This window comes from Alteromonas sp. I10 (assembly GCF_003201515.1).
Classification (GTDB): Bacteria; Pseudomonadota; Gammaproteobacteria; order Enterobacterales; family Alteromonadaceae; genus Alteromonas; species Alteromonas macleodii.
Genome location: NZ_QJJN01000002.1, coordinates 180,726 through 205,327, shown reverse-complemented (window position 1 = coordinate 205,327; position 24,602 = coordinate 180,726). Strand labels below are relative to the sequence as shown.

The following is a 24,602-nucleotide window of genomic DNA, read 5'->3' as shown; positions in this document are numbered from 1 at the left end:
CAGAGGAAAGAAAAGTTTACTTTAGGAGTGTTAAGCAAATGACAGCAAGGAGTTCAAAGAGGATTGAACTGACTATTTTGAGCGATGAGGCGAATGATATTGCCGAAGCGATTCGCCAAAGAATAGCAGATAATAACGACTTCATAGGCGCTGATGGTCTCCCGCTTTTAACGCTTAAAAAAATTGCTCAATGCCCAGAAGATGTAAATCCAGAAACCGTTACGGTACTGCTTGCAGACCCCGACCTTGCGTCTCGAATCATTGATACATGTTCAGCACTCACCTGGTGTCAGTCTACCTGGGCAGGCAATGCTCCCCTTCTAAATGCAGATAAGAAGAACTACATACTTACCGGACTAAAGGGAATTTTTGGTAAGCTAATGCGGGAATATGTTTTTGCTTACTTGCTTGGGCATGCCAGAAACGTAAAGGCTTTTGAGCAAAACCAGCGTGCCGCCCAGCCAATTTGGGAAGCATCAAAGCGTATGCCGCTAAATGGACAAACACTTGGCATTGCTGGACTGGGCAGTATTGGGCAAGCATTGATTCCCGTTGCTCACGCATTGGGTATGAGCGTTGTGGGTTTAACCCGAAGCGGGCAAGCAGTAAAAGGTGCCGATGCTGTTTATACACCCGACACTATCGAAGCGTTTGCCAGAGCATGTGACCACGTGGTGAATTTAATGCCCGACACGCCATCTACGCAAAACATGCTTTCTCACGAATTTTTTAGTGCGCTGAAACCCCACAGTGTATTTATTAACGCAGGGCGAGGCAGTGCGGTTGACGACGATGCGCTCTTGCAAGCTTTAGACAACGGCGCATTGGCCCATGCAGTATTGGACGTCTTTCGTAACGAGCCTCTCGACCCCGCTCATTCGTTTTGGCAGCACCCTCGTATTTCAGTAACCGCTCACACTGCAGCGGAATCACAGCCAAGCGACGTAGCCGACGTGTTTTTAGAGAATGCGCTGCGTTACATCAACGGTGAATCGCTTAATTATCAGTTTGATTTTGCAAAGGGCTATTAGTGTTTAAATAGCCCTTCTCGTCATCCATTCAAGGCTAAAATACAGCCTGTCTGTAGCTAGTTACGCTGACGCTTAAATTCTAGGGTCAGTTGCCGTTATCTCAATGCGATCATGGTGCTTTTCATGAAACGATAACAGCTGAGGATAATCCTTCATGCTGTGTAGCTCACGGAAAAGTACCCAGTCAATCATGCTGTACAAACAGATTTCGGGATAAGTCCAACCACTAAATCCACCCGCATCAAGCTGGTTTGACAGCGCATCTAACACAGCTTCAATTCGCTCGTTTTGAAGACGGTAATACATTTTGTCTTCGCTAATATCAAAGTCTGAACGTTTCAGCAGCATAAGCTGAACAAAGGAGTCGTTAGCTGCATCAATCAGGGTTAGTTGATTCTCTTCTTCCCAACTTAACCCTTCGTGATCAAGCTTATCGGCAAGGTAGTTATAAATAATGCGAGAGTCGAAAATCATTTGGCCGTCATCTTCAAGACAAGGCACTTTAAGCGTAGGGTTGCGAGAGGCGAGCAACTCGCGATCTTCACCTGAAAAAATTTGAAGATTAAGAAATTCATGTTCTGTAGACGCAAGTACGATGCGAATGCGGCGCACGTAGGGAGAAGTGGTGGAGCCATATAATTTCATAAACGCTGTCCTAAACCGTAGTCGTTCTATGAAATCAGTGTAGCCGGAATTTGAAAATAAAAGGAAGTGTTAAGAACAAGACAACCGACAGGCATACAAAATGATGCGATGTATGCCTATCGTATTAACATCAAGCGCTCAAAGCTGAACGTTCAACGCTTAAAAAGCGTAGTAGCGTATAGCTTAAGCCCTTAAACGCTAAAGCTTGCACCACAGCCACAAGTCGTCGTGGCATTTGGGTTTTGAACTAAAAACCGTGAACCTTCCAGACCATCTACATAATCGACAATGCCACCGACCAAGTATTGTAAGCTCATCGGGTCGACAACCATAGTTACGCTGTCTTTTTCAATGGTCATATCGCCTTCGTTCACCTTCTCATCGAACGTGAAACCATATTGGAAGCCAGAACAACCACCACCTGTTACGTAAACACGTAATTTCAAATCAGGATTTTCTTCTTCTGAAACAAGGGCTTTCACTTTCGCTGCTGCAGCGTCTGAAAACTCAATTGGCAACGCCGTTTCTACAGACATACCCACCTCTACATTAACCTCGTGCTTTCGCACTTTGTGCTTGGTCGCAATTATCTAATACTTGCGGATAGTTAGCAATTATTGGGGCAAAACTTAACGATTCAAGTTACTGCACATTAACGGCGTTTCTGTTAAGTGACACGTTGAGATAGAAAAGTTAAGTAAACTAGTTAACACTAGCAGATAGAAAATAGCAGTGTGATCAACGTATCTAAAATAATGACGATACACGAATAAAGGGGCGGCATATGAGTACAACCGACAACTCCCAATTACCTTCTTCTACCCCAGTGCTGTTTGACGATTTCGGACAGTCTCGCTTTACGAGCAAAGAAGAATACAAAGACGCGTTAGTACAACAGCAAGAAAAACTCTTTCACGTTCAGCAATCTTACTTTCATCAGAAAAAACGAGCACTTATTGTGTTTGAAGGATGGGATGCGTCAGGAAAAGGCGGCGCTATAAGGCGTATTACTGAGAAATTAGACCCTCGTGGCGTGAGTGTATTTCCTGTGGCAAAGCCCGCAAAAGAAGACCAAGACAAACACTTTCTCTATCGCTTTTGGCAACAGATCCCCTCTCCTGGCACACTTAAAATATTTGACCGCTCACACTACGGAAGAGTGCTTGTAGAAAGAGTAGATAAGTTGGTTGATGAAGAGGTATGGCAGCGCGGTTATGAAGAAATAAACGCATTTGAGAAAACGCTCAGTGACAGCGGGGTTCGTATTATCAAACTCTTTATGCATATTTCGTCAAGCGAGCAGCGCGAGCGATTTGAAGAGCGGCTGCACAATCCTTTCAAGCGCTGGAAGTTAACCGAGGAAGACTTGCATAACCGTAAGATGCGAAACGCCTACGTAGAAGCTACAAATGACATGTTCAAGCACACCCACACGCGTTATGCGCCATGGCATGTAATTAACGGGGAGTTTAAGTGGCAAGCAAGGGTTAACGTACTTGACGCCGTTATCGCCAAACTCAGTGAAGGCGTAGATATCTCTCCGCCTCCACTTGATGAGCGTTTAATCGCGCTGGCCTCCAAGCAACTAGATGTCGATGAAGCTCTAATGAGCGACTAAGGTGAAAGAACGCTGACAGGCAGCCATAACTAATTAAGCGATTAAGTCTTAATTATTGCTGTCTGGCAAAGTCACGTTCAGTTCAAGTACGCTGCAATCATCGTTATTGTCTAGCTGTACTGATACTTGATCGTCAGCAATTGTCACGTATTTGCGAATTACCTGAACAATTTCCTGCTGCATCATTGGCAAGTAATCAGGCTCTGTCCGCTTTTTACGTTCGTGCGCAACAATAATTTGTAACCGCTCTTTGGCGACCGCTGCGGTGCTTGGCTTTTGCTTCTTTTTGAGCAGGTCGAAAATTCCCATTACTTCCCTCCTAGCAGACGCTTAAAGAACCCTTTCTTCTCTGCTTCTAGGAAACGATGTGGAACAGTTTCGCCTAGCAGACGTTTTACAGCGTCAGCATAAGCTTGTCCTGCATTAGCTTCTTCGTCAAGAATAACCGGCTGACCTTGGTTAGATGCTTTAAGCACCGATTCAGATTCTGGAATAACACCCAATAGTGGAATCGCCAAAATTTCTTCAACGTCTGCAACGCTAAGCATTTCAGCACTTTCAACACGACTTGGGTTGTAACGGGTTAATAAGAGGTGTTCTTTAACCGGTTCGCCCTTTTCTGCGCGCATCGATTTACTTTGGAGAATACCCAAAATACGATCTGAATCCCGAACAGACGACACTTCAGGGTTAGTAACCACAATGGCTTCATCAGCGAAATACAACGCCATCTGTGCGCCTTGCTCAATCCCCGCTGGCGAATCGCAGATAATAAACTCAAAGTCTTTCTTAAGCTCGTCTAATACGGCCTGCACACCATCAACGGTAAGCGCGTCTTTATCGCGAGTTTGTGATGCCGGAAGAATGAAAAGGTTTTCCGTTCTTTTGTCTTTAATTAGCGCCTGTTTAAGTGAGGCTTCTTTATTAATGACGTTTACAAAATCGTAAACAACGCGGCGTTCACATCCCATGATAAGGTCAAGGTTTCGCAAGCCCACATCGAAGTCTATCACTACCGTTTTATGGCCTGCTAACGCAAGTCCCGTACTTATTGCTGCACTCGATGTAGTTTTGCCTACACCACCTTTTCCTGAGGTTACTACAATAATCTTTGCCATCTATTCTTTCCTATTAGTGCGTACAAAGCATTAAGCCAACGGCTCTATACGTAATGTTTCTTCTTCTAAATATACTTGTGCAGGTTTCTTCCAACATTCACCTTTCACGGTTTCGTGCATAATGAATTGCCCTGCAATTGAAATAAGTTCCGCGTCTAACGACTGGCAAAATACACGGGCTCCCGTATTGCCTTTTACGCCTGCCAACGCGCGGCCGCGCAGGGTGCCGTAAACATGAATATTACCATCGGCAAGCAGCTCAGCCCCCTCGCTTACAGAAGCCGTTACCACCAAGTCTCCGCCTTCGGCATAGACTTGCTGACCAGAACGTACCGGACGGTTAATTACTTTGGCAGGTTTGAGCGTGGTTGCGGTTGCAGGAGCCGGTTCACTTTTTGGCGGCGCTGAAACGGTTTGATCTTGTTGTGCGGTTTGAGAAGGGTTTTCGCCGCTTCCGTTATTGTTTTCACCACCATTCGCTTTGTGCGAACGAAGGGCGCTGTCTGTAAATTTGCTTTGGCTTACATCGGCTAACCCCAAATCATTGATGGTAGGCTTCAGCTCTGCCACCTCACCTTTCACGGCCATGGGCTGCAATTGCAGTCGACGACATAGCGCCACCAGCAGCTCGAACTCTGTAGCAGATAAAGGCTTTATTAAATGTAAAATCAGTGAGGAACGGGTAAAGAACTGCGGCGCGCTCGCGACCTTCTGAGATAACTGAGCTTCAAAATTATCTGGCTCAAAATCTATTACTTCTAACACAATACTGGTGAGCGTAGTGCCCTTCATGCGAAAGCAAGTTTCTGTCATTTTTTCTTCCCGAAAAGGCGTCACTTTCCTCATAGCAATTAGCCATGACAATAAGCAAAACCTATTAGCGCTAGTGTCTGTTGCTGTCTTACGCAGCTATACAATTTATTTATTGCGTCACTGTATCAAAAATCCCGTTCGCATACAGCAACTGTATACCGGTTAAAACACGTTTTACCCTGATAATAACCCTAGAACAAGCCAAGAACGTGCCAATCGTTGAACAGTTTTTAATCAAGCGTAAATTATGCGAGTTTTTAGTGCGTCCTGTTTGTATACAAACGTCTCTTTCACCACAAAAAAAGTGCGATCATAGATCGCACTTTTTATCATCTTCGTTTTCTCACAGCGCTTAAGGTGTGGTAAGTTTTTTCGGGTCTAGCAGTGATTCTAGCTCGCCTCTGGGCATATCTGTCATCGCTTCAGCCACATCAATAACAGGCTTGTTTTCTTTGTAGGCTGTTTTTGCTATTTCTGCGGCTTTAGCATAGCCAATAACAGGGTTGAGCGCGGTGACGAGCACGGGGTTTCTGTAAAGCGCAGCTTCAATGTTATCTTGATTTACAGTAAAGCCCTCGATCGCCTGCTCGCCGATTAGCGTCGCACTGTTGGTCATTAGCGACAGACTTGAAAGCAAATTGCTGGCAATCATTGGTAGCATTACATTTAACTCAAAATTCCCAGACTGCCCACCTACAGTAATCGCCGTATCGTTACCTATCACCTGTGCTGAAGCCATCGCCACTGCCTCTGGAATGACCGGATTTACCTTGCCGGGCATAATCGATGAACCTGGCTGTAGCGCAGGCAGCGCAATCTCACCTAAACCAGCCAAAGGCCCAGAATTCATCCAGCGCAAGTCATTAGCAATTTTCATAAGGGTGACGGCTAAACTTTTTGTCGCACCGGAAAGCGTCACTGCTGTGTCTTGAGAGCCAATCAATGCAAAGAAATTGTCAGCGGGCTTAAACGCAATGTCGGTCAGCTCCCCTAGCGCATCTGAAAATGTCGTAGCAAAATCCGCATGGGCGTTTACACCTGTTCCCACCGCAGTGCCTCCTTGGGCAAGGGTTTGAATAGCTGGCTGTACAGCGCGCAGGGTTTTAACCTGTTGCTTAAGCTGAGAAGCCCAAGCCAGTAAGCTTTGATCCATGCCTACAGGCATCGCATCCATGAGATGAGTGCGTCCGGTTTTGCAGTATTGCGCTACCGACTTTGCTTTAACTTCAATAGTACGAACTAAACTTTCAACGGCCGGTATAAGCTCGTTTGACAATGCAATAGCCGCGCTAACATGAATGGTGGTAGGGATCACATCATTTGAACTTTGCCCGTAATTTACATGATCATTCGGATGAACCTCTTCGCTAGAATAACGAGAGGCTAAGCGAGCAATGACCTCGTTGGCGTTCATGTTTGTGCTGGTGCCTGAACCAGTCTGAAATATATCAACGGGAAAATGCTGCATCACATCATCAAGTGCCAACAGCTCATCACAGGCTTTAACTATCGCTTGGCCGCGATCTTTATCCAGCACTTTGAGTTTCATGTTGGCTTGTGCTGCGGCTTTTTTTACTGTAATCAACGCGCGTACGAAGGCTTCGGGCATGCGCTGCCCGCTTACAGGGAAGTTTTGAATGGCACGCTGAGTTTGCGCGCCGTAGAGTGCATTTTCGGGGACCTGTAGCTCGCCCATACTGTCGCGTTCTGTGCGTGTTGCTGTCATGACTCGTATCCTTGTGTTGATATAGCTAGTTTTTCGGCGTGGTTGCCACGCTTTTATCAGAATCCTATTAGGGCTAGTGGCATTAGAAAACTAGGCCCTAGTAAGTGAATTATAAAAAATGGTGCACTAGCGCTTGCAGACCTTTGCTGTACATCAAAGATCAACAGGCTCTCTGGTGTTCATGTCTATTTTTATTCTCGCAAGCGCAATTCGATCACTCTCGTTACACGCGTAGCGCTCAGCTTTAAGTAACGGCTTGTACAAATGCTCTAAACAACTATGCCGCCATTGCTGACCGACCTGCGGATCGCACAGGGTTTCATAAAGCACCTCAACCGCATTTTTATAGATAGAAAATTTGTCTCTATCACTTGGCAATAAGTTGGCAACGAAAGTTACGCCATCTAGATAATTTCTTAAAAGCGTTGAGTTCAGCTCATTGTCGTTGTATCCAAATCGAACGTGTTGAACTGCATTTCGTATCGAAGACATGTGCATCCCTTGTGCGTGAAAAAACAAAAAAGCTCGATGTACATAAAAGCGCTTTCTTTATATATCACCCAATATAAATGATAATCGTTAGCATTTACAATGATCCAGTGCTATTCTTTTTCGTAAAGAAAATTGGATCTTCCAATTCCACCGATAGGTGAAGTTAACCAAAATTCAAAGGACATTATTTATGATCAAGAAGTTACTTGGTGGCACAGCCCTTTTTCTTATGGCCTCTGGTGCATTTGCTAACGAATGCGAAGTGACTGTGGAATCAAACGACGCCATGCAATTCAATACGTCGAACGTTGTTATCCCGGCGAGTTGTAGCGAGTTTACCGTGACTTTGAAGCACACAGGTCAGTTACCTAAACAAGCCATGGGCCATAACTGGGTGATGACAACAAAAGCCAACGGACAAGCAGTGGCAACAGACGGTATGAGTGCGGGTTTAGACAACAATTACGTTAAGCCAGACGATGAGCGTGTAATTGGCGCGACTGACATTATTGGCGGCGGTGAACAGACTTCTACGACCTTTTCTGTTGAAGGGTTAAGCAAAGATGAAGAATACATGTTTTTCTGCTCGTTCCCTGGTCACATCGGCATCATGAAAGGCACAGTTACGCTTTCGAGCTAAGGCGTTGCGAAAACTAGGCGTGCTTGACTCGGCACGCCTTAAACATGGATAACAGTAGGTCGAGGGTGTAGTTGCAATGGATACGGCGTCTCACACATCAAAAAGCGCTAAGGCGGTGGTCCGGTATAAGCACTTACCTTCTTTTACTAGCGCCCTATTAAAAAACGTTTTTTTTCCTCACTTAACCAATAAACGGCTGTTGATGCCGCTGTTTATAGCCATTCTTCTTACTTATAACAGCACCCGTGCGGTTACCTTATCGGTGTTGTCAGATGCATTTTTTCAAGTGGCAGCGTTTGTATATGCATCGCTTGCGCTTTATTACGTCGCCACGTTGCGCGTTTCGGCCGAAGCCATTGGTAATTATATGAAAGCGCACCCTGTACATGAGGTAGGACTATCTGCCCTACTTGGTGCTCTGCCTGGCTGCGGCGGTGCTATTATCGTTGTCACTCAGTACACACGAGGTGTGACAAGCTTTGGAGCTGTGGTAGCAGTGCTAACCAGCACTATGGGCGATGCCGCATTTCTGTTACTCGCCCAAGCACCGTTAGATGCCTTAACCGTAATGGCCGTCAGCGTCACGGTGGGAGCAATGACGGGGCTAGTGGTCAATAAATTTCATAATTACCAGGCTCCTGAAGCCGATGGTGCGCTCCAACAATCGCAAAACTGTGATAAACCCAAAACAGTAAGCCACAAAGCCATATCACTTTCTAAAGTATTCTGGATGATTGCGAGCTTACCCTCGTTGGCGATTGCGCTTGGTTTGGCCTTTCAACTTCCCGTACACAGTTACCTTGCTATCAGTGAAAGTACACTAACGCTGATTGGTGCCGCGTTATGTATTTCGAGCCTTGGACTATGGTCTTTGTGTGGTTCGGGAAGCGGATACGCTTCGATTACGAAAGAGGATTTAATTCCGCCTCCGCCTAAATGGCAAGAGAAAGCCGCACTAGACACACAGTTTGTATTGGCATGGGTAGTACTCGCGTTTCTTATGTTCGAGCTGTCTGTTGTCTGGTTTGGGCTAGACATTGCAGGGCTGCTTCAATCCATGGGCCCCGGCTTAGTTGGCCTGGCGATCATCATCGGGTTCTTACCTGGTTGCGGTCCGCAGATATTGGTAACCAGCTTATACCTTAATGGCGCAGTTCCGTTTTCAGCACAACTTGGCAATGCAATAAGTAATGACGGCGACGCGTTGTTTCCCGCCATTGCGCTCTCACCCAAAGCAGCGCTTATTGCCACAGTGTACTCTGCTATTCCTGCATTTCTTGTGGGTTATGGCTACTGGTATTTGTTTGAATAAAGCTTTCGATGCGTTAAAAGGTTGAATTAACGGATAGGCTAGCGCTGCCCCACAGCGATTACTCTATTTCGACAGAAAGCGCTTCATTCCACGGCACGCTTATCTCATAGTTGCCTTTACGGGTTTTGTATTGATAGACCGTTGTAGAAAAACTAATGGTTTCGGGATTTATATCTTCCTCAATAGTGAGAGTTACGTTAACGGCTTGGAAAAAGCGAAAGCGATATTTGATATCTTCTGCCAGCAGGCTCGATTCGCCCGATTTCAGCGTGATCACTTCACCGTTTCGCTGACCGACTACGGCAATATCTAAACTGCCATTTATCACTGCTTTTTGCTGTTTAGACTGCAGCAGAACCAACCTAAGTTGATAGGTATTGTCACTTAACTTAAAAACTTCTACCCCTTCAATGGCAAAACCTTCGTCGGTTTTCTCAGGCGCCACGACGCGTTCATAGAAACTCAATAATTCCTGTTGCGCCTCTAGTTCTTTTTTCTGTTCGCCTAATGTATTGGTAATGCTCTCTGTCTCGAGCGTGGCAAGCTCCATGGCGACTTCCAGCTGATTCACTTTGGTAGTAAGCGCATGATTTTCTTCAGACAAAATAGCAATAGTTTCTTGCTGAGCCTGTACTTTCTTGCTGTCACCTTCGTCAATAATTCGCGCTAGCTTATAGCCGAACCCAACCATGGCAAACATAATAAGCGCCACTAAGAGTGTCCACTTGTAGTTGCCTAAAACTTCTTTTAACTGATCTGTCGTCATGATATCTACATCAACAAAAAACACCGTGCGCTAAGGCGCTCTAAACATTATGAATTTTAGGTGTTTATGGTAAGCTTCTTTTTACGTTAATCTACTGTACCACAACATGCGCTTGCAGGCTTTAAGAGAGGAAGTAGCTCATCCACGCACATCCATTCAGTTGTGCATGCTGGGCATTGTAGGGGGAACCTGCGCGGCGCTTATCATTATACTGTTTCGGCTGTGCGTAGAATGGCTACAAGAAACAGGCGTTTCGTCGCTTCAGTCGGTGCTTACCTATGACTGGTTGGTTTGGCTTATCATGCCATTTACCAGTGTAGGATTAATTCTATTTATCGCCTTTCTTACGGGCTTCAAGCACTACCGTTTAGGTATTCCCTTCGTTATTCATCGAGTGAAGTACTATTACGGTCATATTCCATTTAGAACCACCATTAACCAGTTCTTTGGGGGCATGCTAGCCCTGGCCGGCGGTTTCGTTGTTGGTCGAGAAGGCCCTTCCGTTCATTTAGGCGCGTCAGGCAGTAGTTTCTTAGGGCAATGGCTTCGCTTGCCCTACAACAGTATTCGAATACTTGCAGGCTGCGGCATTGCGGCAGGGATATCGGCATCATTCAACACCCCGTTTGCTGCCGTAATATTCGTGATGGAAGTGGTACTTAGGGAATACAAAATACATATTTTTGTTCCTGTCATGCTGGCTGCTGCCTGTGGCTCGGTGCTCACTCGCATTGTATTTGGGGAAGTAAACGAGCTTTCGTTTTTATCGTTTAATGCATTTAGCCAGTGGATGTATTTTTACTTAGTGCTACTAGGCATTCTGTTAGGCATGCTGGCCGTTTTATTCAATAGCCAGCTTATGCGGGTGATGACGTGGTTCAGGCCGGTTTCCATGGTGTGGCGCTTAATACTTGCTGCGCTAATTACCGGTACCATTGGTATGTTTATACCTGAAGCCCTTGGCGCCAACTTTATCGATGTTGAGCACTTATTTGATAGCTCTCCCGGCGCGCTGCTGTTGGTTTCTACTTTGGTGTTTAAAGTTATCTTGGCGGTTTTTGCTATTGGCCTCGGTATTCCAGGAGGGATCATTGGCCCTGTGATGGTTATTGGCATGCTTGCTGGCGCCGTACTTTTATTGCCACTGTCGTACTTTATTGACGTACCCGAATTTACCAACAGCTTCGCCCTGTTAGGCATAGCAGGCATGTTGACCGCAGTATTGCACGCGCCTCTTGCAGCGCTTTCCGCGGTTATGGAACTATCGTACAGCCCGCAAATTATTCTACCAGCCATGTTGGTAATTGTGCCTGCTTACGTGACTTCTACGCAGTTCTTTGGCAACCGCTCTATTTTCATACGCCAGCTTGATTATCAAAATCTCCCTTACGCTATCTCGTCTATTCGTGAAGCGCTTGAGAAAACGGGCGTACTTGCAGCGATGAATACTGAGTACAAGCTATTTCACGATGCGCCGGAGCAAGCGTTAATTAACTACTTAGAAAGCGATCCAACAAAAATTGTCATTCAGAAGTTAAAATTTGAAATAGGTGTGCAGTATAAGCTGGTCCAATACAATGTGAGTTTGGAACACGATGCAACAGCGTTAAACTATTACGAAATGGAAGGTATTAGCGCGCAGTCTACACTACACGAAGTATACGAACACCTTAAAAACTCGCGCTCTGGCGCAGTTTATATTTACGATCAGGAGCTAAACGATATTATTGGCGTAGTAACGTGGAATATCTTACAAAGCTTCTTACAAAAGGCTCATTATTAGTATGTACATTTTATGGTTTAAAGCGCTGCACATCTTTTTCATGCTGGCTTGGATGGCAGGACTTTTCTATTTACCGCGACTTTTCGTGTATCACGCGACAACGAAATCTCAAGTGGTAAAAGACGAATTTAAGGTCATGGAGCGCCGCCTGTGGTTCTTTGTTACTCCATTCGCCTTGTTAACTCTGGCATTCGGCGTTGCGCTTATTGTCAGCTATGGTGGAACTTGGTTTAAAATGTCGGGGTGGCTTCATATAAAGTTGCTGCTGCTTCTTGCTATTTACGGCTATCACTTCTATTTGTTTAAGTTAATGAAGCAATTTGCACGCGACGAAAATAGACACTCTCCGCGCTTTTATCGCTTTTTAAATGAAGCGCCGGTGCTTATCATTCTCGCCATCGTTTGCCTGGCTGTGGTAAAACCTTTATAAAAGTTTAAGCCAAACTAAATAGTAAAGGCGCACGTACAAAGTCATTGAAAAGTCAGTACTCAAGGAACCAGTACTGCTGTGTAGTGTGAGAAGTAATTTTAAGCTTGTTGTTGAGAGTGTTGTAAGCATTGCACATAGTCGCCCAGAACCTGCTGTTTCTCGGGTTTAACAAATTGTTTTTATCGGAATGCTATACATGGATGACAGTAATCAACACCTCAAGCATTTGCTCAAACAGACAGATATTGCCTTTAAGGCGCTCATGAGGGAGCCTGCTTCACGGCTTCTTAACGAGCAATACGAAAAGGCGAAGCTTGAACTAGACAGCTATACCGCTTCGCTTAAACACACGTTGAATCAACGGCATCAACAACAAAGACAGCGCTAATTTTGAATTAGCGTTTTTGTTTTTTTGCTTCTCCTGCAGCTCCCAGTTATCAAATTTTCCCCTAGGTTACTTTGTTAAAGGTTTCAAATTGATTGGGTAACGCGCCTGCTAGCTCTCCTGACAACTTAGTGTAATCTGCCAGCACCGAAGGAAGCTGTTTAACAAGCATGTTTATATTACTTTCAAGCTGAGCAGCTTGTTTGTCGTTTCTGTAAGACAAGGCTAATTCAATATTAGCAAGCGTTGAGAAAAGCTTTAAACATCGAGACAGGCGAGCTTCTGCAGGTTCTGTTTTCTCAGGCTCGTTATCGTCACAGTCTTTCTTGTTCGCCTTACTTTTTTCTAAATGCTTTTCCCAATGGTTCCACGCATTTTGCCACACAGGTTCTAATTGCTTATGCACGTGTAAAAGCCCACTTAGCCAGCTTTCGAGCTCTTTCGAAGGCCTCGTCGTTCCTTGCACCTCTATCGCAACGTTCAATTCACTAGGCATGGGCGACTTTTCCTGACGCATAAAATCCAAATGCGCCCGCAGGCCATTCATTAATGTATCAGCAAGCTTATCTACATCTTTGTCTACAAGGTGGCTGTCACTAGACTGTATGAGCCACGGCATCCACTGTTCGGGCATGGGAATTTCTGGTGCGGAGGCAACGGCAAAGATCATTCCATCTACGTGATAAGCGTCCGGAAGCACATTCTCGAAACTGGGAAGCGAAACAATATCGCTGATTGTGTTTATTGGAAACCCATCTTTCACCATTACCATCCTATTTTAATTTGCGTTCTCTTTTATGAAACGGTAGTCTGCGCGGCCACTTTGTAGAGGGCATGTTTTGTAACCTTTTATCTACCCAAAATAATGGGAAATAAGGTAAAGAGTAAACAACAAACTTCTACACTGGGTACGCGACAATAGGTTTAAAACCAATCTGTTACTGTATTGGTTTAGCGGTACTGTTGCGTGCTCGCCTACCTATTGTCATGATAGCAAAACTTAACTAAGAGTCGTTGCAATGGCAAAAGATAAATCAGGATACATCATCGCGGCCGCCTTTATTGGCCCTGGAACAGTAACTACGGCAAGTCTGGCAGGTGCAAACTTTGGCTTTCACCTAGTATGGGCGCTCCTTTTCTCCATATTCGCAACCATAGTATTGCAAGACATGGCTGCGCGTTTAGGTGTGGCCAGCGGCCAAGGCCTAGCCAGTGCAATGAAAAACATGGCTTACAAGCCATGGCTAAAGAATCTTTTTATCGTGCTTATTGTCAGTGCTATCGGCATTGGCAACGCAGCCTATGAATCGGGCAACCTAACCGGCGCTGCAATCGGGCTAGACGCATTTATCAGTATAGGCATTGGCCCCTGGGCCAGTATTTTGGGCACGATCGCTATAGTTTTACTCTGGTCGGGCAGCTACAAGTGGATAGAGACAGTACTGGTTTATCTCGTCTTTATTATGGCTGGCGTATTTCTTATCACGCTGTTGGTAGCCAAACCTGATATCGCCGCGATGTTTAGTCAGTTAATGTCTCCGCGGCTGGACGCTGACGCCATTACCACGGTGCTGGCGCTTATTGGTACCACCATCGTGCCTTACAACTTGTTTCTTCACGCGAGCCTAGTTGCAAAATCATCGAAAGGCCAAGATAAACAAGACGCGGTCGTCGCGTGCCGAAACCAGTCTGCTAGAGCTATTAGTATGGGTGGGCTTATTACGCTTATCGTAATGGCAACAGCAATGATGGCGTTCTTCAATCAAGCTGCCACTATGGACGCTTCAAACATGGGCGAACAGCTTAAACCGGTTTTAGGTGACAAAGCTCAGTGGTTCTTTGCACTAGGGTTATTCGCCGCAGGCTTAACCAGTGCTATCACTGCGCCGCTAGCAGCCGCTTATGCGGTAACAGGAGCTCTGGGGCTTTCTGACGATATGCAAAGCAAGAGCTTTAAAGCGGTATGGTTTATCATCATTGTAGTGGGTGTCAGCGTTGCAGCACTTGGCTTTAAGCCCCTACCCGCCATCCTGTTTGCTCAAGCGACTAATGCTCTTTTACTGCCAATTATTGCCATATTTCTATTGGTCGTTATGAATAAAAGCACCGCACTGGGGGAGTTTAGAAACACATGGAAAAGTAACCTGGCAGGCTTTCTAGTAGTGGGTACTGTGATTGGTTTAGGCCTGTATAAACTAATCGGCGTATTTAGCTAGCTGCAAAAATGGGGTCAGAGTAATTTTCTCCCTTTGTATGTCGTTGTAGTGTGCACTCGCAGATAGCAATGAAATTACGTGACTAACAAACTTACTGCATATGAGAAGGGCCAAAGTAATACTTTGGCCCTTTTTAATAGAAAGCGTAGCTGCAAAAAGTACTCTGACCCCATTTTAGGGCTGAAAAAGTACTCTGACCCCAATTTTTAGCTGGCGAGGCGTTGCAGAATATCTTGGAGCATCGCTTTGCTGCAGCCAAAGTTAATTCTGAAATGGTCCGCCTTGTGAAAATCGATGCCTGGTGACGGGCCTACGCCTTTCTCTTCGGCCCACTGCTGGACGTTCTCTACACCTAGTCCACTGGCGTCTACCCACGCAAGGAACGTCGCATCGGCTTTGAGCATTTTAAGCCCGTCAATGCTGTTTACTGTGTTAAACACCATATCTCTGTTTTCACGCAAGTAGGTAAGTTGCTGCTGATGCCACTCGTCACATTGAGTGAATGCTGCTTCTGTAGCCGCTAAGCCCAATACAGTAACCCAAGGTACGATGCCCGCTGCGGCATTGGTAAATGCCTGACGCAGTTGGCGATTAGGGATGATGGCAAAAGACGTTCCCAAACCAGCAATATTAAATGTTTTACTGGCAGCCATTAGCGTGACGCTATTTTCAGCAAGGTTGGACTCGCGGCCCGCCGGTATGTGCTGTTTGCCTTCTTCTAGAATAAGGTCGCAGTGGATTTCATCAGAACATAGCTTAACGTTGTTCGCGTTACAGATCTCAGCAATGCGATCTAATTCAGCTTTAGTAAGCACCGAACCTACCGGGTTCATTGGGTTACAAAGAATAAACAGCTTACATTTAGGATCAGCCGCTTCTCTTTCTAATGCTTCAAAATCTAACGTATAGCGCGCACCTTCAACACTCGAGATAGTTTCAGAACTTGTGCCGTCGTCATTTTGCACTACCGTGCCTATATCTACCCGTTCGAGACCATTCAGTTTTGGGGCAGCCAGTAGAGGCGGATAATTAGGTGTTTGAATAAGTACTTTATCACCGGGTTCACAATAGGCTTTACACGCTACGTTAAACGCTGGCACAACGCCTGGTGTCCACACTAGCCACTCGGGTTGAATTTCCCAATTATGCTTATCTTTAAGCCATCTCACTACAGCCTGAATAGCGCCTTCGTGATGTGCAGGCAGTATGTAACCCATGTTGCCATGCTCAACCTGACCCGAAATGGCGTCTAGAATTGGCTGCGCGCAACGAAACTCAGTATCGGCAACCCACGCAGGAATGATGTCTTTCCCTTTGTACTTTTGCCATTTAAACGAAAATGTGTCTTTTCTGGGAGGGGTATTATCGAATAAGGCGCTCACATTACATCCTGTTGCATAAAAACTTATGCCAACAGTGTAGAATTTTAGCGCCTCATAAACTAGGGGCGTGAGATGAATTAACCCGAATTTTCTATATCGAAATGTACTTTAATAGAGATAAATTAACACGTTAAAGCCAAAGGTAAATTGCGCTTTGCTGTCCTAACCTGTTTTACATTGTCATCGTTAACCACGAAGTAGATTTTTGGCTCTCATGCACACCTTTAGCGTGCGATGCATAAAATGAAATACAACCTACAGGCTTAGCTGGCCTGCGACACCGCCTCTCTCGATTTTTGAACTAGCTCTTCCATATTGAGTGGCTTAGCAAGGAAACCGGTAACCTGAAGCTTACGCGCTTCTATCACTAACTCTTTGTTAGGGTCTGCAGTAATGAGTAAAAATGGAACGTCCAAACCCGAAGACTGACAGGTTTTTAGAAGACTTAGTCCATCATAATCCGGCATTACTTGGTCACTGATGATCAAGCTGATAGATTCTGCGGTTTGTTGCAGCAAAAAATCCCTTGCAAATTTACTACGTGTAAATGGATACACGGTGGCGTCTAACTGCGTTTCCAACGCGTCAGTGATAAGGTCAAGCGTGATAGGATCATCTTCAACTACTGCTACAGAAAACACTACCCTTCCCCTTTTTGTTAGGTCATTAGCCGTAAATATTACAACGACTTAGCTCACGTGTTAAGACGTCAGTCAATTGTACCAATCCGCATAGATAAATGCTCGCTGGGTATTGATCTATGCGGACTGATATTTTCAAGGATAGAATCTCTGAACGCTTTTGACCACTAACCTTTGGTCGATATTTAAACTTTTTCTAACGTTTTAGTGATAATGCTAGAAAGCAGCTTTTCTGATGGGAAGTGACGGTGTGTAAGTTGAGACACGATTTGAACGATTGCAGGCCAAACTCATCGGCAAAATGGAAAAAAAATGCCAGCTGACGCTGGCATTTTCAAAATCAATGTAAGTCTTAGAAGCTATTAAGACTTAGGTGCACGTGATGCACGCTTACGCTCGTTTTCTGTAAGAAGCTTCTTACGAATACGGATAGATTCAGGCGTTACTTCTACTAGTTCGTCGTCATCGATGAACTCAAGCGCTTGCTCAAGTGACATTCTGATAGGCGGAACAAGTGTTTGCGCTTCATCAGTTCCTGATGCACGAACGTTAGTAAGCTGCTTACCTTTAAGCGCGTTAACAGTAAGGTCGTTGTCACGGCTGTGAATACCGATAACCATACCTTCGTACACTTCAACACCGTGACCGATGAATAGGCGACCGCGTTCTTGAAGGTTAAACAGGGCGTTAGTTAGTGCTTTACCGTTTGCATTAGCGATTAGAACACCGTTCTTACGCTTACCAATGATACCGCCTTTGTACGGACCATAGTGATCGAACGTGTGATATAGCAAGCCAGAACCCGACGTTAACGTCATGAACTCTGTTTGAAAACCAATTAGGCCACGGCTTGGAATGATAAAGTCGATACGTACACGACCTTTACCATCTGGAGACATGTCAGTCATTTCTGCTTTACGCAGACCAAGCTGTTCCATGATTGAACCCTGGTGCTGTTCTTCACAGTCAATAGTCAAGGTTTCGTATGGTTCTTGCGTTGCGCCGTCAACTTCTTTCAGAATTACTTCTGGACGCGACACTGCAAGCTCGTAACCTTCACGACGCATGTTTTCGATAAGAATACCTAGGTGAAGTTCACCACGACCAGATACGCGGAACTTGTCCGGATCAGGCATTTCTTCAACGCGCAGTGCAACGTTGTGTACTAGTTCATCTTTAAGGCGCTCTAGAATGTTACGTGACGTTACATACTTACCTTCTTTACCTGCAAACGGCGAGGTGTTTACCTGGAACGTCATGGTTACTGTAGGCTCGTCAACCGTAAGTGGAGGAAGTGCTTCTACAGTGTTGATGTCACAAATGGTGTCAGAGATCTTAAGTTCGCCAAGACCTGTGATTGCAATGATGTCGCCCGCGTGAGCAGATTCAACTTCGTGACGAGCAAGGCCAAGGTAGCCGTAAACTAGGCCTACTTTGCCGTTGCGCTTTTTGCCATCAGCAGTAACAACCGTTACTTGTTGATTTGGCTTAACAGAACCACGCTTAACACGACCTACGCCGATAACACCCACGTATGAGTTGTAGTCAAGCTGAGAGATCTGCATTTGGAATGCGCCGTCGATATCTGCATCAGGAGGAGAAACCTGGTCAACGATAGTTTGGAACAATGCCGTCATATCGTCTTCTTTAGTATCTGCATCTAGTGATGCCCAACCGTTAAGTGCAGACGCATAAACAACTTGGAAATCTAGCTGTTCGTCAGTTGCACCTAGGTTGTCAAATAGGTCGAAAACTTGATCCATAACCCAATCAGGACGCGCACCAGGCTTGTCGATTTTGTTGATAACAACAATTGGCTTAAGACCTTGAGCAAATGCCTTTTGCGTAACGAAACGGGTTTGTGGCATCGGGCCTTCTTGTGCATCTACAAGTAGAAGTACAGAGTCAGCCATCGACATTACACGCTCTACTTCACCACCGAAGTCAGCGTGTCCTGGAGTGTCTACGATGTTGATACGGTAGTCGTTCCAGTTAATCGCTGTGTTCTTAGCTAGGATGGTAATGCCACGTTCTTTCTCGATGTCGTTCGAGTCCATTACGCGCTCTTCTTGCTCGCCTCGAGATTCAAGGGTGCCAGACTGCTGTAACAGTTTGTCTACCAGGGTGGTCTTACCGTGGTCAACGTGGGCGATGATTGCGATGTTACGCAATTTATTAATATCAGTGGTATTCATGCTTATATAGAGCCTGTGTAAATCAACGTCTACTTCAATTCAGTGGAAAGGAGTATGCGTTAGATTTGTTGCAAAAAAATGCAGATAGAAAAATTTGCGCGGATTGTACAGAAAAACCACGACGTTTGCGCATCTTTTTTTTGATGGAAACGAGTTTTATTGGTTTTCAAACACTTGTTCAACAAATAACCAGCCCCGTTGCACCTAATTGATCATATTTGGTGGCTATACGCTACAAAGTAATCTAGGCTGATTGACGTACAAATGAGCATAAAACGCCATATTGGTGCAACATTGCACCAATATAATGCAATTTAATTCAAACGGAAGTGATAGATGCCCGTCTATGCCACAGAAATCGGTATACATATAGATGGCATGATAATCGCTTTCACTTTTGCCACTGTTGGAGTGAAGCTGATCATTCCGCATTTTTACATTAAACCTGGAGGACACGATGTCAGTAGAAAAGGCATTAGAGCTGATTAAAGAAAGTGAAGCGAAGTTTGTAGATTTACGTTTTACCGATACAAAGGGTAAAGAACAACACGTATCTATTCCTGCGAGCGTTGTTGATGAAGAGTTTTTCGAAGAAGGTAAAATGTTCGATGGTTCTTCTATCGCTGGCTGGAAAGGCATCAACGAATCAGACATGGTTCTTCTTCCAGACGCAACAAGCTGCGTAGTTGACCCTTTCGCTGAAGAGACACAAGTAAACATCCGTTGTGACATCGTTGAACCTTCAACAATGGAAGGTTATGAGCGTGACCCACGTTCAGTTGCTCGTCGTGCAGAAGAATTCCTAAAATCAACTGGCATCGGTGACACATGTTTCTTCGGCCCAGAGCCAGAGTTTTTCCTTTTTGATGACGTACGCTTCCACACTGACATGGCGGGTTCTTTCTACAAGATTGACTCTTCTGAAGCAAAGTGGAACTCTGGCGAAGAGTTTGAAGGCGGCAACATGGCACACCGCCCTGGCGTTAAAGGCGGTTACTTCCCAGTACCACCAGTGGACTCTGCTCACGATATCCGTGCTGCAATGTGTCTAGTTATGGAAGAGATGGGCCTTGTTATCGAAGCGCACCACCACGAAGTAGCAACTGCTGGCCAAAACGAAATTGCTTGCCAATTCAATACGCTAGTTAAGAAAGCTGACGAAATTCAAGTTTACAAGTATGTTGTTCACAACGTTGCACACGCATACGGTCAAACAGCTACCTTTATGCCTAAGCCGCTTGTTGGCGATAATGGTTCTGGTATGCACTGTCACCAATCTATCTCTAAAGATGGCGTAAACATCTTTGCAGGTGACAAGTACGCAGGTCTTTCTGAGGAAGCACTTTACTACATTGGTGGTATCATCAAGCACGCGCGCGCAATCAACGCGTTTGCTAACGCTTCTACTAACTCATACAAGCGTCTAGTTCCTGGATTCGAAGCACCGGTAATGCTTGCATACTCTGCACGTAACCGTTCTGCATCTATTCGTATTCCTCACGTAACTAGCGATAAAGCACGTCGTATTGAAGTACGTTTCCCTGACCCAACAGCTAACCCATACCTAGCGTTCACTGCTATGCTTATGGCGGGTATCGACGGTATTAAGAACAAGATCCACCCTGGTGATTCAATGGATAAAGACTTGTACGACCTACCGCCAGAAGAAGCTGCTGAAATTCCAACAGTTGCAAGCTCGCTAGAAATGGCACTTGAAGCTCTTGATAACGACCGTGACTTCCTTAAAGCTGGTGGCGTTATGACTGACGACATGATTGATGCATACATCGATCTTAAGTCTGAAGAAGTAACGAAACTTAACATGACTACTCACCCTGTTGAGTTCGACATGTACTACAGCGTGTAATTTCGCACTGTATAGCAATTTATACTAAAGCCCGCTCTGCGGGCTTTTTTTATGCGTACGATTTATCTACTATGTTTTTATAGCTATGCTAATGAATACTCTTTCATGCTGTATCAACTGCGCACAGGGCTTTGCCCGCTTGCATCTGCATACAACTAGAAAGGTTATCCATAAGCCAAACATAGCAAGCTATATGAATTAGCCAGCTAGCCAAAACCACATTGATTAGGTAACGACACGTGCACTACATGACGCGACACATTTGCTTAATTTCGCTATTACTAAGTAGCGGCAATGGCTTACTGCCTTTGCAAGCGGAAATGCTGAGCCAAGAAAGTACCCAACAAGAAGCACAAGAAAGCGAAACCGAACAAAGCGACAATGCAACGTCAGCCGCAGCTACCTCTCCAATGACCATATACAAGGTGGTAGGTAAAGACGGCTCTGTGACTTACACCGACAAGCCGCAGCAAAACGCAGAACCCCTAGCTTTCGATGTAAAAACGCAAAACGTAGTAACCGCGGCAAAGGTTACCCCACCTCCCCCTGCGAAGCCGGCTGCCCCCAAGCCCAACTATCGCGTAGTCATTAAGTCACCTGCACCAGAAGCGACAATTCGCAATAACTTGGGTGAATTCACTATTTCTGCCGCACAACCTGGTGCACCCAAAGCGCCAATCTACCGATTAATCTTTGACGACGCCCCATTAGCTAGCAATAGTTCAGGCGTCTTTAAGCTTACTGGTATCCATCGTGGGGCACATACTTATAAAGTTGAACTCACGAACAATACGGGCAAGACTCTTGCATCGTCTCCATTACAAACCCTTTACCTGCATCAGGCATCGGCGTTAATTAATAACTAATAGCGTGCAACCACTGTTATGTATGCGCACCATAGAGGTTCAGTGAACATTTCTTCTTGAGCTCTTTATTCGCGCAACGCATCATTGCAAGCTACAATGCACAATTATGGTGCAAAGGAGACGAGCTCGGATGCATTCCACCGAGTTAGAAACACAACAGCTAATCAATAGCCTAAATACCGCACTGGTAATGGTAGACAACAAACTTACGATTGTTTATGCCAACCACGCTGGTGAAGCTTTGTTTGAGACTGGATTAAAACAACTTATTGGGCATCCACTTCAAGATTTTTTCTTGCCGGGCACAATAGAAACCACCCGACTTAAAGCTGCCATCAGAAAAGGTGAAGATTTCACCGAAAACGAAATTAAGTTGGCTTTTCGAGATAACCGCTATGTATCTGCCGACCTAACCGTTACCAACTTGCACTTCGAAGACGGCCCACGACTGCTATTTGAAGTTAAAAAGATTGACCAGCAAAAGCGAATTTCTCGAGAAACTTTACAAAACGCGCAGCATTACGCAGCACGGGAATTGGTTCGCGGCCTTGCACACGAAATCAAAAATCCTCTTGGTGGTATTCGCGGTGCAGCACAGCTATTAGAAAAAGAGCTGATTGACGAGCATAAAGAATTTACAAGCATGATCATTGAGCAGTCTGATCGTCTGCGAAACTTAGTTGATCGATTGCTTGGACCTAATTCACTACCTCGATTTGAAGAAAGCAACGTGCATCAAGCACTTGAAAAAATACGCAGCTTAATGCGCTTTGACTCAGACAATCCCATTACCATAGTTCGCGACTATGACCCCAGCATTCCACCGCTTATGTTAGACCCTGACATGATTCAGCAAGCGGTGCTCAATATTGTGCGCAACAGCGTTCAGGCATTAACCGAGAGCCAAACCCCCAACCCACAAATTAGGTTAATTACGCGAATAGAGCGCCAAATGACAATTCAAACGAAGCGTCACGCGCTGGTAGCAAAAATAAAAATTATTGATAACGGCCCGGGTATTCCGGCTGAAGTAAAAGACACACTTTTCTACCCCATGGTCACAAGCAAGCAAAATGGCTCTGGGTTGGGTTTGTCTATTTCACAGACCCTTATAAACCACCACGGCGGCAAAATAGATGTAGATAGCTACCCTGGTCACACTGAGTTCGTAATTTACATACCAATAGATCGTAAGGAGACAGACGATGACGAATGAGTCTGTGTGGATTGTCGATGATGACAGTTCTATTCGTTGGGTGCTGCAAAAGGCCTTACAAGCAGCAGATATCAGCTGCTTAAGTTTTGAAAACCCTGAAGATTTATTGCTTCAACTTCAAAGCGGCCAAGCCCCTGAAGTCATCATTTCAGACATAAGAATGCCACAAATGGACGGCATGACCTTACTGAACGAAGTGCATGCCTCGCACCCTATGCTCCCCGTTATCATTATGACGGCGCATTCGGATTTAGACAGCGCAGTTAACGCATATCAAAAAGGCGCCTTTGAATATTTGCCAAAGCCATTTGATATCGACGAGGCAGTAACCTTAACCCAGCGGGCGCTGGCACATGCCAGAGAGCAGTCCACCGTATCTAAAGCGCAAGTTGAAGACGTAGTAACGGAAATTATTGGCGAAGCACCTGCCATGCAGGAAGTGTTTCGTGCCATAGGTCGCTTGTCTCGCTCTTCAATTAGCGTGCTAATTAACGGGCAATCAGGAACGGGTAAAGAACTTGTGGCGCACGCCCTTCATAGGCACAGCCCTAGAGCAAGTAAACCTTTCATCGCCCTTAATATGGCCGCCATTCCTGCCGACCTTGTAGAATCAGAACTATTTGGCCATGAGAAGGGCGCATTTACCGGAGCCCAGGCAGCTCGTCAAGGCCGCTTCGAACAAGCCGACGGCGGAACATTGTTCTTAGATGAAATAGGCGATATGCCGTTAGATGTACAAACCCGCCTTTTACGTGTGCTTGCAGACGGCCAGTTTTATCGTGTCGGTGGCCATCAGTCAGTGAGTGTGGACGTACGCATCATCGCTGCAACTCACCAGAATTTAGAACAAAGGGTTGCTGAAGGTAAGTTTAGGGAAGATTTGTTCCACCGCTTAAACGTTATCCGAGTGCACCTTCCTTCACTTAACGAGCGCCGCGAAGATATTCCACTACTGACCCGTCACTTCTTGCGCCGAGCAGCCAAAGAACTTGATGTAGAAGCTAAAAGCATATCGAAAGATGCTGAGCGCGTAATGTCTCAGCTACCATGGCCTGGAAACGTAAGACAGCTAGAAAACGTGTGTCGCTGGTTAACGGTAATGGCGAGTGGTCAAGAAGTGCTGCCCAGCGATCTGCCACCGGAAATTCACAGCGATAGCAGTATTGAAAAACCTAGCGCTGAATCGGGTGAGTGGCCAGATTTGTTGGCAAGCTGGACCGATAAACAGCTTCGCGACGGCCATCACAATATTCTTAACGACGCGATGCTGACGTTTGAGCGTATTATGCTTGAGCGAGCACTTCAGCACACTCATGGCCATAAACAAGATGCGGCCAAACGCTTGGGTTGGGGAAGAAATACCCTAACAAGAAAGTTAAAAGAACTGGGTGTGAACTAACCCTAATGACTACGCCGAAAGCTAGCAGGGAACTCGCTGCTAGCTTATAAGCGGCTTGCGA

The 24,602-nt window shown here is 45.5% G+C and carries 24 protein-coding genes; 12 read left to right on the top strand and 12 right to left on the bottom strand.

Features of this window, described 5'->3' with window-relative positions; all coding sequences use genetic code 11:
* Positions 1 to 38 precede the first annotated feature (38 nt).
* On the top strand, positions 39 to 1,031 hold the full coding sequence (locus BZA03_RS05285) for a D-2-hydroxyacid dehydrogenase (protein WP_110288174.1): 993 nt from the start codon (positions 39 to 41) through the stop codon (positions 1,029 to 1,031).
* A gap of 72 nt (positions 1,032 to 1,103) precedes the next feature.
* Here BZA03_RS05285 and BZA03_RS05280 read toward each other — a convergent pair whose 3' ends face one another.
* Positions 1,104 to 1,676 (bottom strand): glutathione S-transferase family protein, encoded by a 573-nt coding sequence (locus tag BZA03_RS05280; protein ID WP_014950569.1) that lies wholly within the window; start codon positions 1,674 to 1,676, stop codon positions 1,104 to 1,106.
* Positions 1,677 to 1,867: 191 nt separating this feature from the next.
* Positions 1,868 to 2,212, bottom strand: coding sequence for an iron-sulfur cluster insertion protein ErpA (erpA, locus tag BZA03_RS05275; protein WP_014950570.1), 345 nt, complete (start codon positions 2,210 to 2,212; stop codon positions 1,868 to 1,870).
* A 248-nt stretch (positions 2,213 to 2,460) separates the two neighbouring features.
* Between erpA and BZA03_RS05270 the strand changes: the two genes are divergently transcribed.
* The gene (locus BZA03_RS05270; RefSeq protein ID WP_110288173.1) at positions 2,461 to 3,294 is read left to right on the top strand and encodes a polyphosphate kinase 2 family protein; all 834 of its coding nucleotides are present in this window, start codon (positions 2,461 to 2,463) and stop codon (positions 3,292 to 3,294) included.
* Between the two features lie 48 nt (positions 3,295 to 3,342).
* On the opposite strand, the gene minE is transcribed toward BZA03_RS05270, so the two are convergent.
* The 5 genes from minE to BZA03_RS05245 form a co-directional block, all read right to left on the bottom strand.
* Positions 3,343 to 3,603, bottom strand: coding sequence for a cell division topological specificity factor MinE (minE, locus tag BZA03_RS05265; protein WP_110288172.1), 261 nt, complete (start codon positions 3,601 to 3,603; stop codon positions 3,343 to 3,345).
* On the bottom strand, positions 3,603 to 4,412 hold the full coding sequence (gene minD / locus BZA03_RS05260) for a septum site-determining protein MinD (RefSeq protein WP_014977272.1): 810 nt from the start codon (positions 4,410 to 4,412) through the stop codon (positions 3,603 to 3,605). The genes minE and minD overlap by 1 nt, the downstream gene beginning before the upstream one ends.
* Positions 4,413 to 4,442: 30 nt before the next feature.
* Positions 4,443 to 5,225 carry a septum site-determining protein MinC gene (gene minC / locus BZA03_RS05255; RefSeq protein ID WP_110288171.1) on the bottom strand — a complete coding sequence of 261 codons (783 nt, stop codon included), beginning with the start codon at positions 5,223 to 5,225 and terminating at the stop codon, positions 4,443 to 4,445.
* Positions 5,226 to 5,577: 352 nt separating this feature from the next.
* Positions 5,578 to 6,951: an aspartate ammonia-lyase gene (locus BZA03_RS05250; RefSeq protein ID WP_110288170.1), complete on the bottom strand. Its 1,374-nt coding sequence runs from the start codon at positions 6,949 to 6,951 to the stop codon at positions 5,578 to 5,580.
* 153 nt (positions 6,952 to 7,104) lie between these two features.
* Positions 7,105 to 7,443, bottom strand: coding sequence for a hypothetical protein (locus tag BZA03_RS05245; RefSeq protein WP_110288169.1), 339 nt, complete (start codon positions 7,441 to 7,443; stop codon positions 7,105 to 7,107).
* A gap of 190 nt (positions 7,444 to 7,633) precedes the next feature.
* On the opposite strand from BZA03_RS05245, the gene azu reads away from it, so the two are divergent.
* Together azu and BZA03_RS05235 are read left to right on the top strand one after the other, a co-directional pair.
* A complete protein-coding gene (azu, locus tag BZA03_RS05240) occupies positions 7,634 to 8,083 on the top strand; it encodes an azurin (protein ID WP_014950577.1) in 450 nt (149 codons plus the stop codon).
* Between the two features lie 202 nt (positions 8,084 to 8,285).
* Positions 8,286 to 9,395, top strand: a complete 1,110-nt coding sequence (locus tag BZA03_RS05235) for a putative manganese transporter (protein WP_258364588.1) — start codon at positions 8,286 to 8,288, stop codon at positions 9,393 to 9,395.
* A gap of 58 nt (positions 9,396 to 9,453) precedes the next feature.
* Here the strand turns inward: BZA03_RS05235 and BZA03_RS05230 are convergent, their stop codons facing one another.
* A complete protein-coding gene (locus BZA03_RS05230; RefSeq protein ID WP_110288352.1) occupies positions 9,454 to 10,161 on the bottom strand; it encodes a DUF6776 family protein in 708 nt (235 codons plus the stop codon).
* A 106-nt stretch (positions 10,162 to 10,267) separates the two neighbouring features.
* Between BZA03_RS05230 and BZA03_RS05225 the strand changes: the two genes are divergently transcribed.
* From BZA03_RS05225 to BZA03_RS05215, 3 genes are all read left to right on the top strand, one after another.
* Positions 10,268 to 11,944, top strand: a complete 1,677-nt coding sequence (locus BZA03_RS05225; protein ID WP_110288167.1) for a chloride channel protein — start codon at positions 10,268 to 10,270, stop codon at positions 11,942 to 11,944.
* A gap of 1 nt (position 11,945) precedes the next feature.
* Positions 11,946 to 12,374, top strand: coding sequence for a CopD family protein (locus BZA03_RS05220; protein ID WP_014950581.1), 429 nt, complete (start codon positions 11,946 to 11,948; stop codon positions 12,372 to 12,374).
* A gap of 196 nt (positions 12,375 to 12,570) precedes the next feature.
* On the top strand, positions 12,571 to 12,762 hold the full coding sequence (locus BZA03_RS05215) for a hypothetical protein (RefSeq protein WP_014950582.1): 192 nt from the start codon (positions 12,571 to 12,573) through the stop codon (positions 12,760 to 12,762).
* A 61-nt stretch (positions 12,763 to 12,823) separates the two neighbouring features.
* On the opposite strand, the gene BZA03_RS05210 is transcribed toward BZA03_RS05215, so the two are convergent.
* Positions 12,824 to 13,525 (bottom strand): UPF0149 family protein, encoded by a 702-nt coding sequence (locus BZA03_RS05210; protein WP_110288351.1) that lies wholly within the window; start codon positions 13,523 to 13,525, stop codon positions 12,824 to 12,826.
* 253 nt (positions 13,526 to 13,778) lie between these two features.
* Here BZA03_RS05210 and BZA03_RS05205 point away from each other — a divergent pair, with 253 nt between their 5' ends.
* Positions 13,779 to 14,975, top strand: coding sequence for an Nramp family divalent metal transporter (locus BZA03_RS05205; RefSeq protein WP_014950584.1), 1,197 nt, complete (start codon positions 13,779 to 13,781; stop codon positions 14,973 to 14,975).
* A gap of 206 nt (positions 14,976 to 15,181) precedes the next feature.
* Here the strand turns inward: BZA03_RS05205 and BZA03_RS05200 are convergent, their stop codons facing one another.
* The 3 genes from BZA03_RS05200 to typA form a co-directional block, all read right to left on the bottom strand.
* On the bottom strand, positions 15,182 to 16,357 hold the full coding sequence (locus BZA03_RS05200; protein ID WP_014950585.1) for a MalY/PatB family protein: 1,176 nt from the start codon (positions 16,355 to 16,357) through the stop codon (positions 15,182 to 15,184).
* 263 nt (positions 16,358 to 16,620) lie between these two features.
* Positions 16,621 to 16,998, bottom strand: coding sequence for a response regulator (locus tag BZA03_RS05195; RefSeq protein ID WP_014950586.1), 378 nt, complete (start codon positions 16,996 to 16,998; stop codon positions 16,621 to 16,623).
* A gap of 362 nt (positions 16,999 to 17,360) precedes the next feature.
* Complete coding sequence (typA, locus tag BZA03_RS05190; RefSeq protein ID WP_014950587.1) at positions 17,361 to 19,193, bottom strand: translational GTPase TypA; 1,833 nt, start codon at positions 19,191 to 19,193, stop codon at positions 17,361 to 17,363.
* 457 nt (positions 19,194 to 19,650) lie between these two features.
* On the opposite strand from typA, the gene glnA reads away from it, so the two are divergent.
* The 4 genes from glnA to glnG all read left to right on the top strand — a co-directional run bounded on the left by glnA (position 19,651) and on the right by glnG (position 24,541).
* Positions 19,651 to 21,060 carry a glutamate--ammonia ligase gene (gene glnA / locus BZA03_RS05185; RefSeq protein WP_014950588.1) on the top strand — a complete coding sequence of 470 codons (1,410 nt, stop codon included), beginning with the start codon at positions 19,651 to 19,653 and terminating at the stop codon, positions 21,058 to 21,060.
* 239 nt (positions 21,061 to 21,299) lie between these two features.
* On the top strand, positions 21,300 to 21,926 hold the full coding sequence (locus BZA03_RS05180) for a DUF4124 domain-containing protein (RefSeq protein WP_110288166.1): 627 nt from the start codon (positions 21,300 to 21,302) through the stop codon (positions 21,924 to 21,926).
* 130 nt (positions 21,927 to 22,056) lie between these two features.
* Positions 22,057 to 23,142 carry a nitrogen regulation protein NR(II) gene (gene glnL, locus BZA03_RS05175; protein WP_014950590.1) on the top strand — a complete coding sequence of 362 codons (1,086 nt, stop codon included), beginning with the start codon at positions 22,057 to 22,059 and terminating at the stop codon, positions 23,140 to 23,142.
* The gene (glnG, locus tag BZA03_RS05170) at positions 23,132 to 24,541 is read left to right on the top strand and encodes a nitrogen regulation protein NR(I) (RefSeq protein ID WP_014977284.1); all 1,410 of its coding nucleotides are present in this window, start codon (positions 23,132 to 23,134) and stop codon (positions 24,539 to 24,541) included. Before glnL ends, glnG begins: the two co-directional genes overlap by 11 nt.
* The last annotated feature ends 61 nt before the right edge of the window (positions 24,542 to 24,602 follow it).

Excerpts from the sequence above, each read along its gene's own strand:
- glnL (WP_014950590.1), top strand. The coding sequence starts at position 22,057 with ATGCATTCCACCGAGTTAGAAACACAACAGCTAATCAATAGCCTAAAT.
- BZA03_RS05270 (WP_110288173.1), top strand. The coding sequence starts at position 2,461 with ATGAGTACAACCGACAACTCCCAATTACCTTCTTCTACCCCAGTGCTG.
- BZA03_RS05210 (WP_110288351.1), bottom strand. The coding sequence starts at position 13,525 with ATGGTGAAAGATGGGTTTCCAATAAACACAATCAGCGATATTGTTTCG.
- minD (WP_014977272.1), bottom strand. The coding sequence starts at position 4,412 with ATGGCAAAGATTATTGTAGTAACCTCAGGAAAAGGTGGTGTAGGCAAA.
- BZA03_RS05215 (WP_014950582.1), top strand. The coding sequence starts at position 12,571 with ATGGATGACAGTAATCAACACCTCAAGCATTTGCTCAAACAGACAGAT.
- BZA03_RS05235 (WP_258364588.1), top strand. The coding sequence starts at position 8,286 with ATGCCGCTGTTTATAGCCATTCTTCTTACTTATAACAGCACCCGTGCG.
- BZA03_RS05225 (WP_110288167.1), top strand. The coding sequence starts at position 10,268 with ATGCGCTTGCAGGCTTTAAGAGAGGAAGTAGCTCATCCACGCACATCC.
- typA (WP_014950587.1), bottom strand. The coding sequence starts at position 19,193 with ATGAATACCACTGATATTAATAAATTGCGTAACATCGCAATCATCGCC.
- minC (WP_110288171.1), bottom strand. The coding sequence starts at position 5,225 with ATGACAGAAACTTGCTTTCGCATGAAGGGCACTACGCTCACCAGTATT.
- BZA03_RS05280 (WP_014950569.1), bottom strand. The coding sequence starts at position 1,676 with ATGAAATTATATGGCTCCACCACTTCTCCCTACGTGCGCCGCATTCGC.
- glnA (WP_014950588.1), top strand. The coding sequence starts at position 19,651 with ATGTCAGTAGAAAAGGCATTAGAGCTGATTAAAGAAAGTGAAGCGAAG.
- BZA03_RS05245 (WP_110288169.1), bottom strand. The coding sequence starts at position 7,443 with ATGTCTTCGATACGAAATGCAGTTCAACACGTTCGATTTGGATACAAC.
- azu (WP_014950577.1), top strand. The coding sequence starts at position 7,634 with ATGATCAAGAAGTTACTTGGTGGCACAGCCCTTTTTCTTATGGCCTCT.
- minE (WP_110288172.1), bottom strand. The coding sequence starts at position 3,603 with ATGGGAATTTTCGACCTGCTCAAAAAGAAGCAAAAGCCAAGCACCGCA.
- glnG (WP_014977284.1), top strand. The coding sequence starts at position 23,132 with ATGACGAATGAGTCTGTGTGGATTGTCGATGATGACAGTTCTATTCGT.
- BZA03_RS05285 (WP_110288174.1), top strand. The coding sequence starts at position 39 with ATGACAGCAAGGAGTTCAAAGAGGATTGAACTGACTATTTTGAGCGAT.
- BZA03_RS05220 (WP_014950581.1), top strand. The coding sequence starts at position 11,946 with ATGTACATTTTATGGTTTAAAGCGCTGCACATCTTTTTCATGCTGGCT.
- BZA03_RS05250 (WP_110288170.1), bottom strand. The coding sequence starts at position 6,951 with ATGACAGCAACACGCACAGAACGCGACAGTATGGGCGAGCTACAGGTC.
- BZA03_RS05230 (WP_110288352.1), bottom strand. The coding sequence starts at position 10,161 with ATGACGACAGATCAGTTAAAAGAAGTTTTAGGCAACTACAAGTGGACA.
- BZA03_RS05205 (WP_014950584.1), top strand. The coding sequence starts at position 13,779 with ATGGCAAAAGATAAATCAGGATACATCATCGCGGCCGCCTTTATTGGC.
- erpA (WP_014950570.1), bottom strand. The coding sequence starts at position 2,212 with ATGTCTGTAGAAACGGCGTTGCCAATTGAGTTTTCAGACGCTGCAGCA.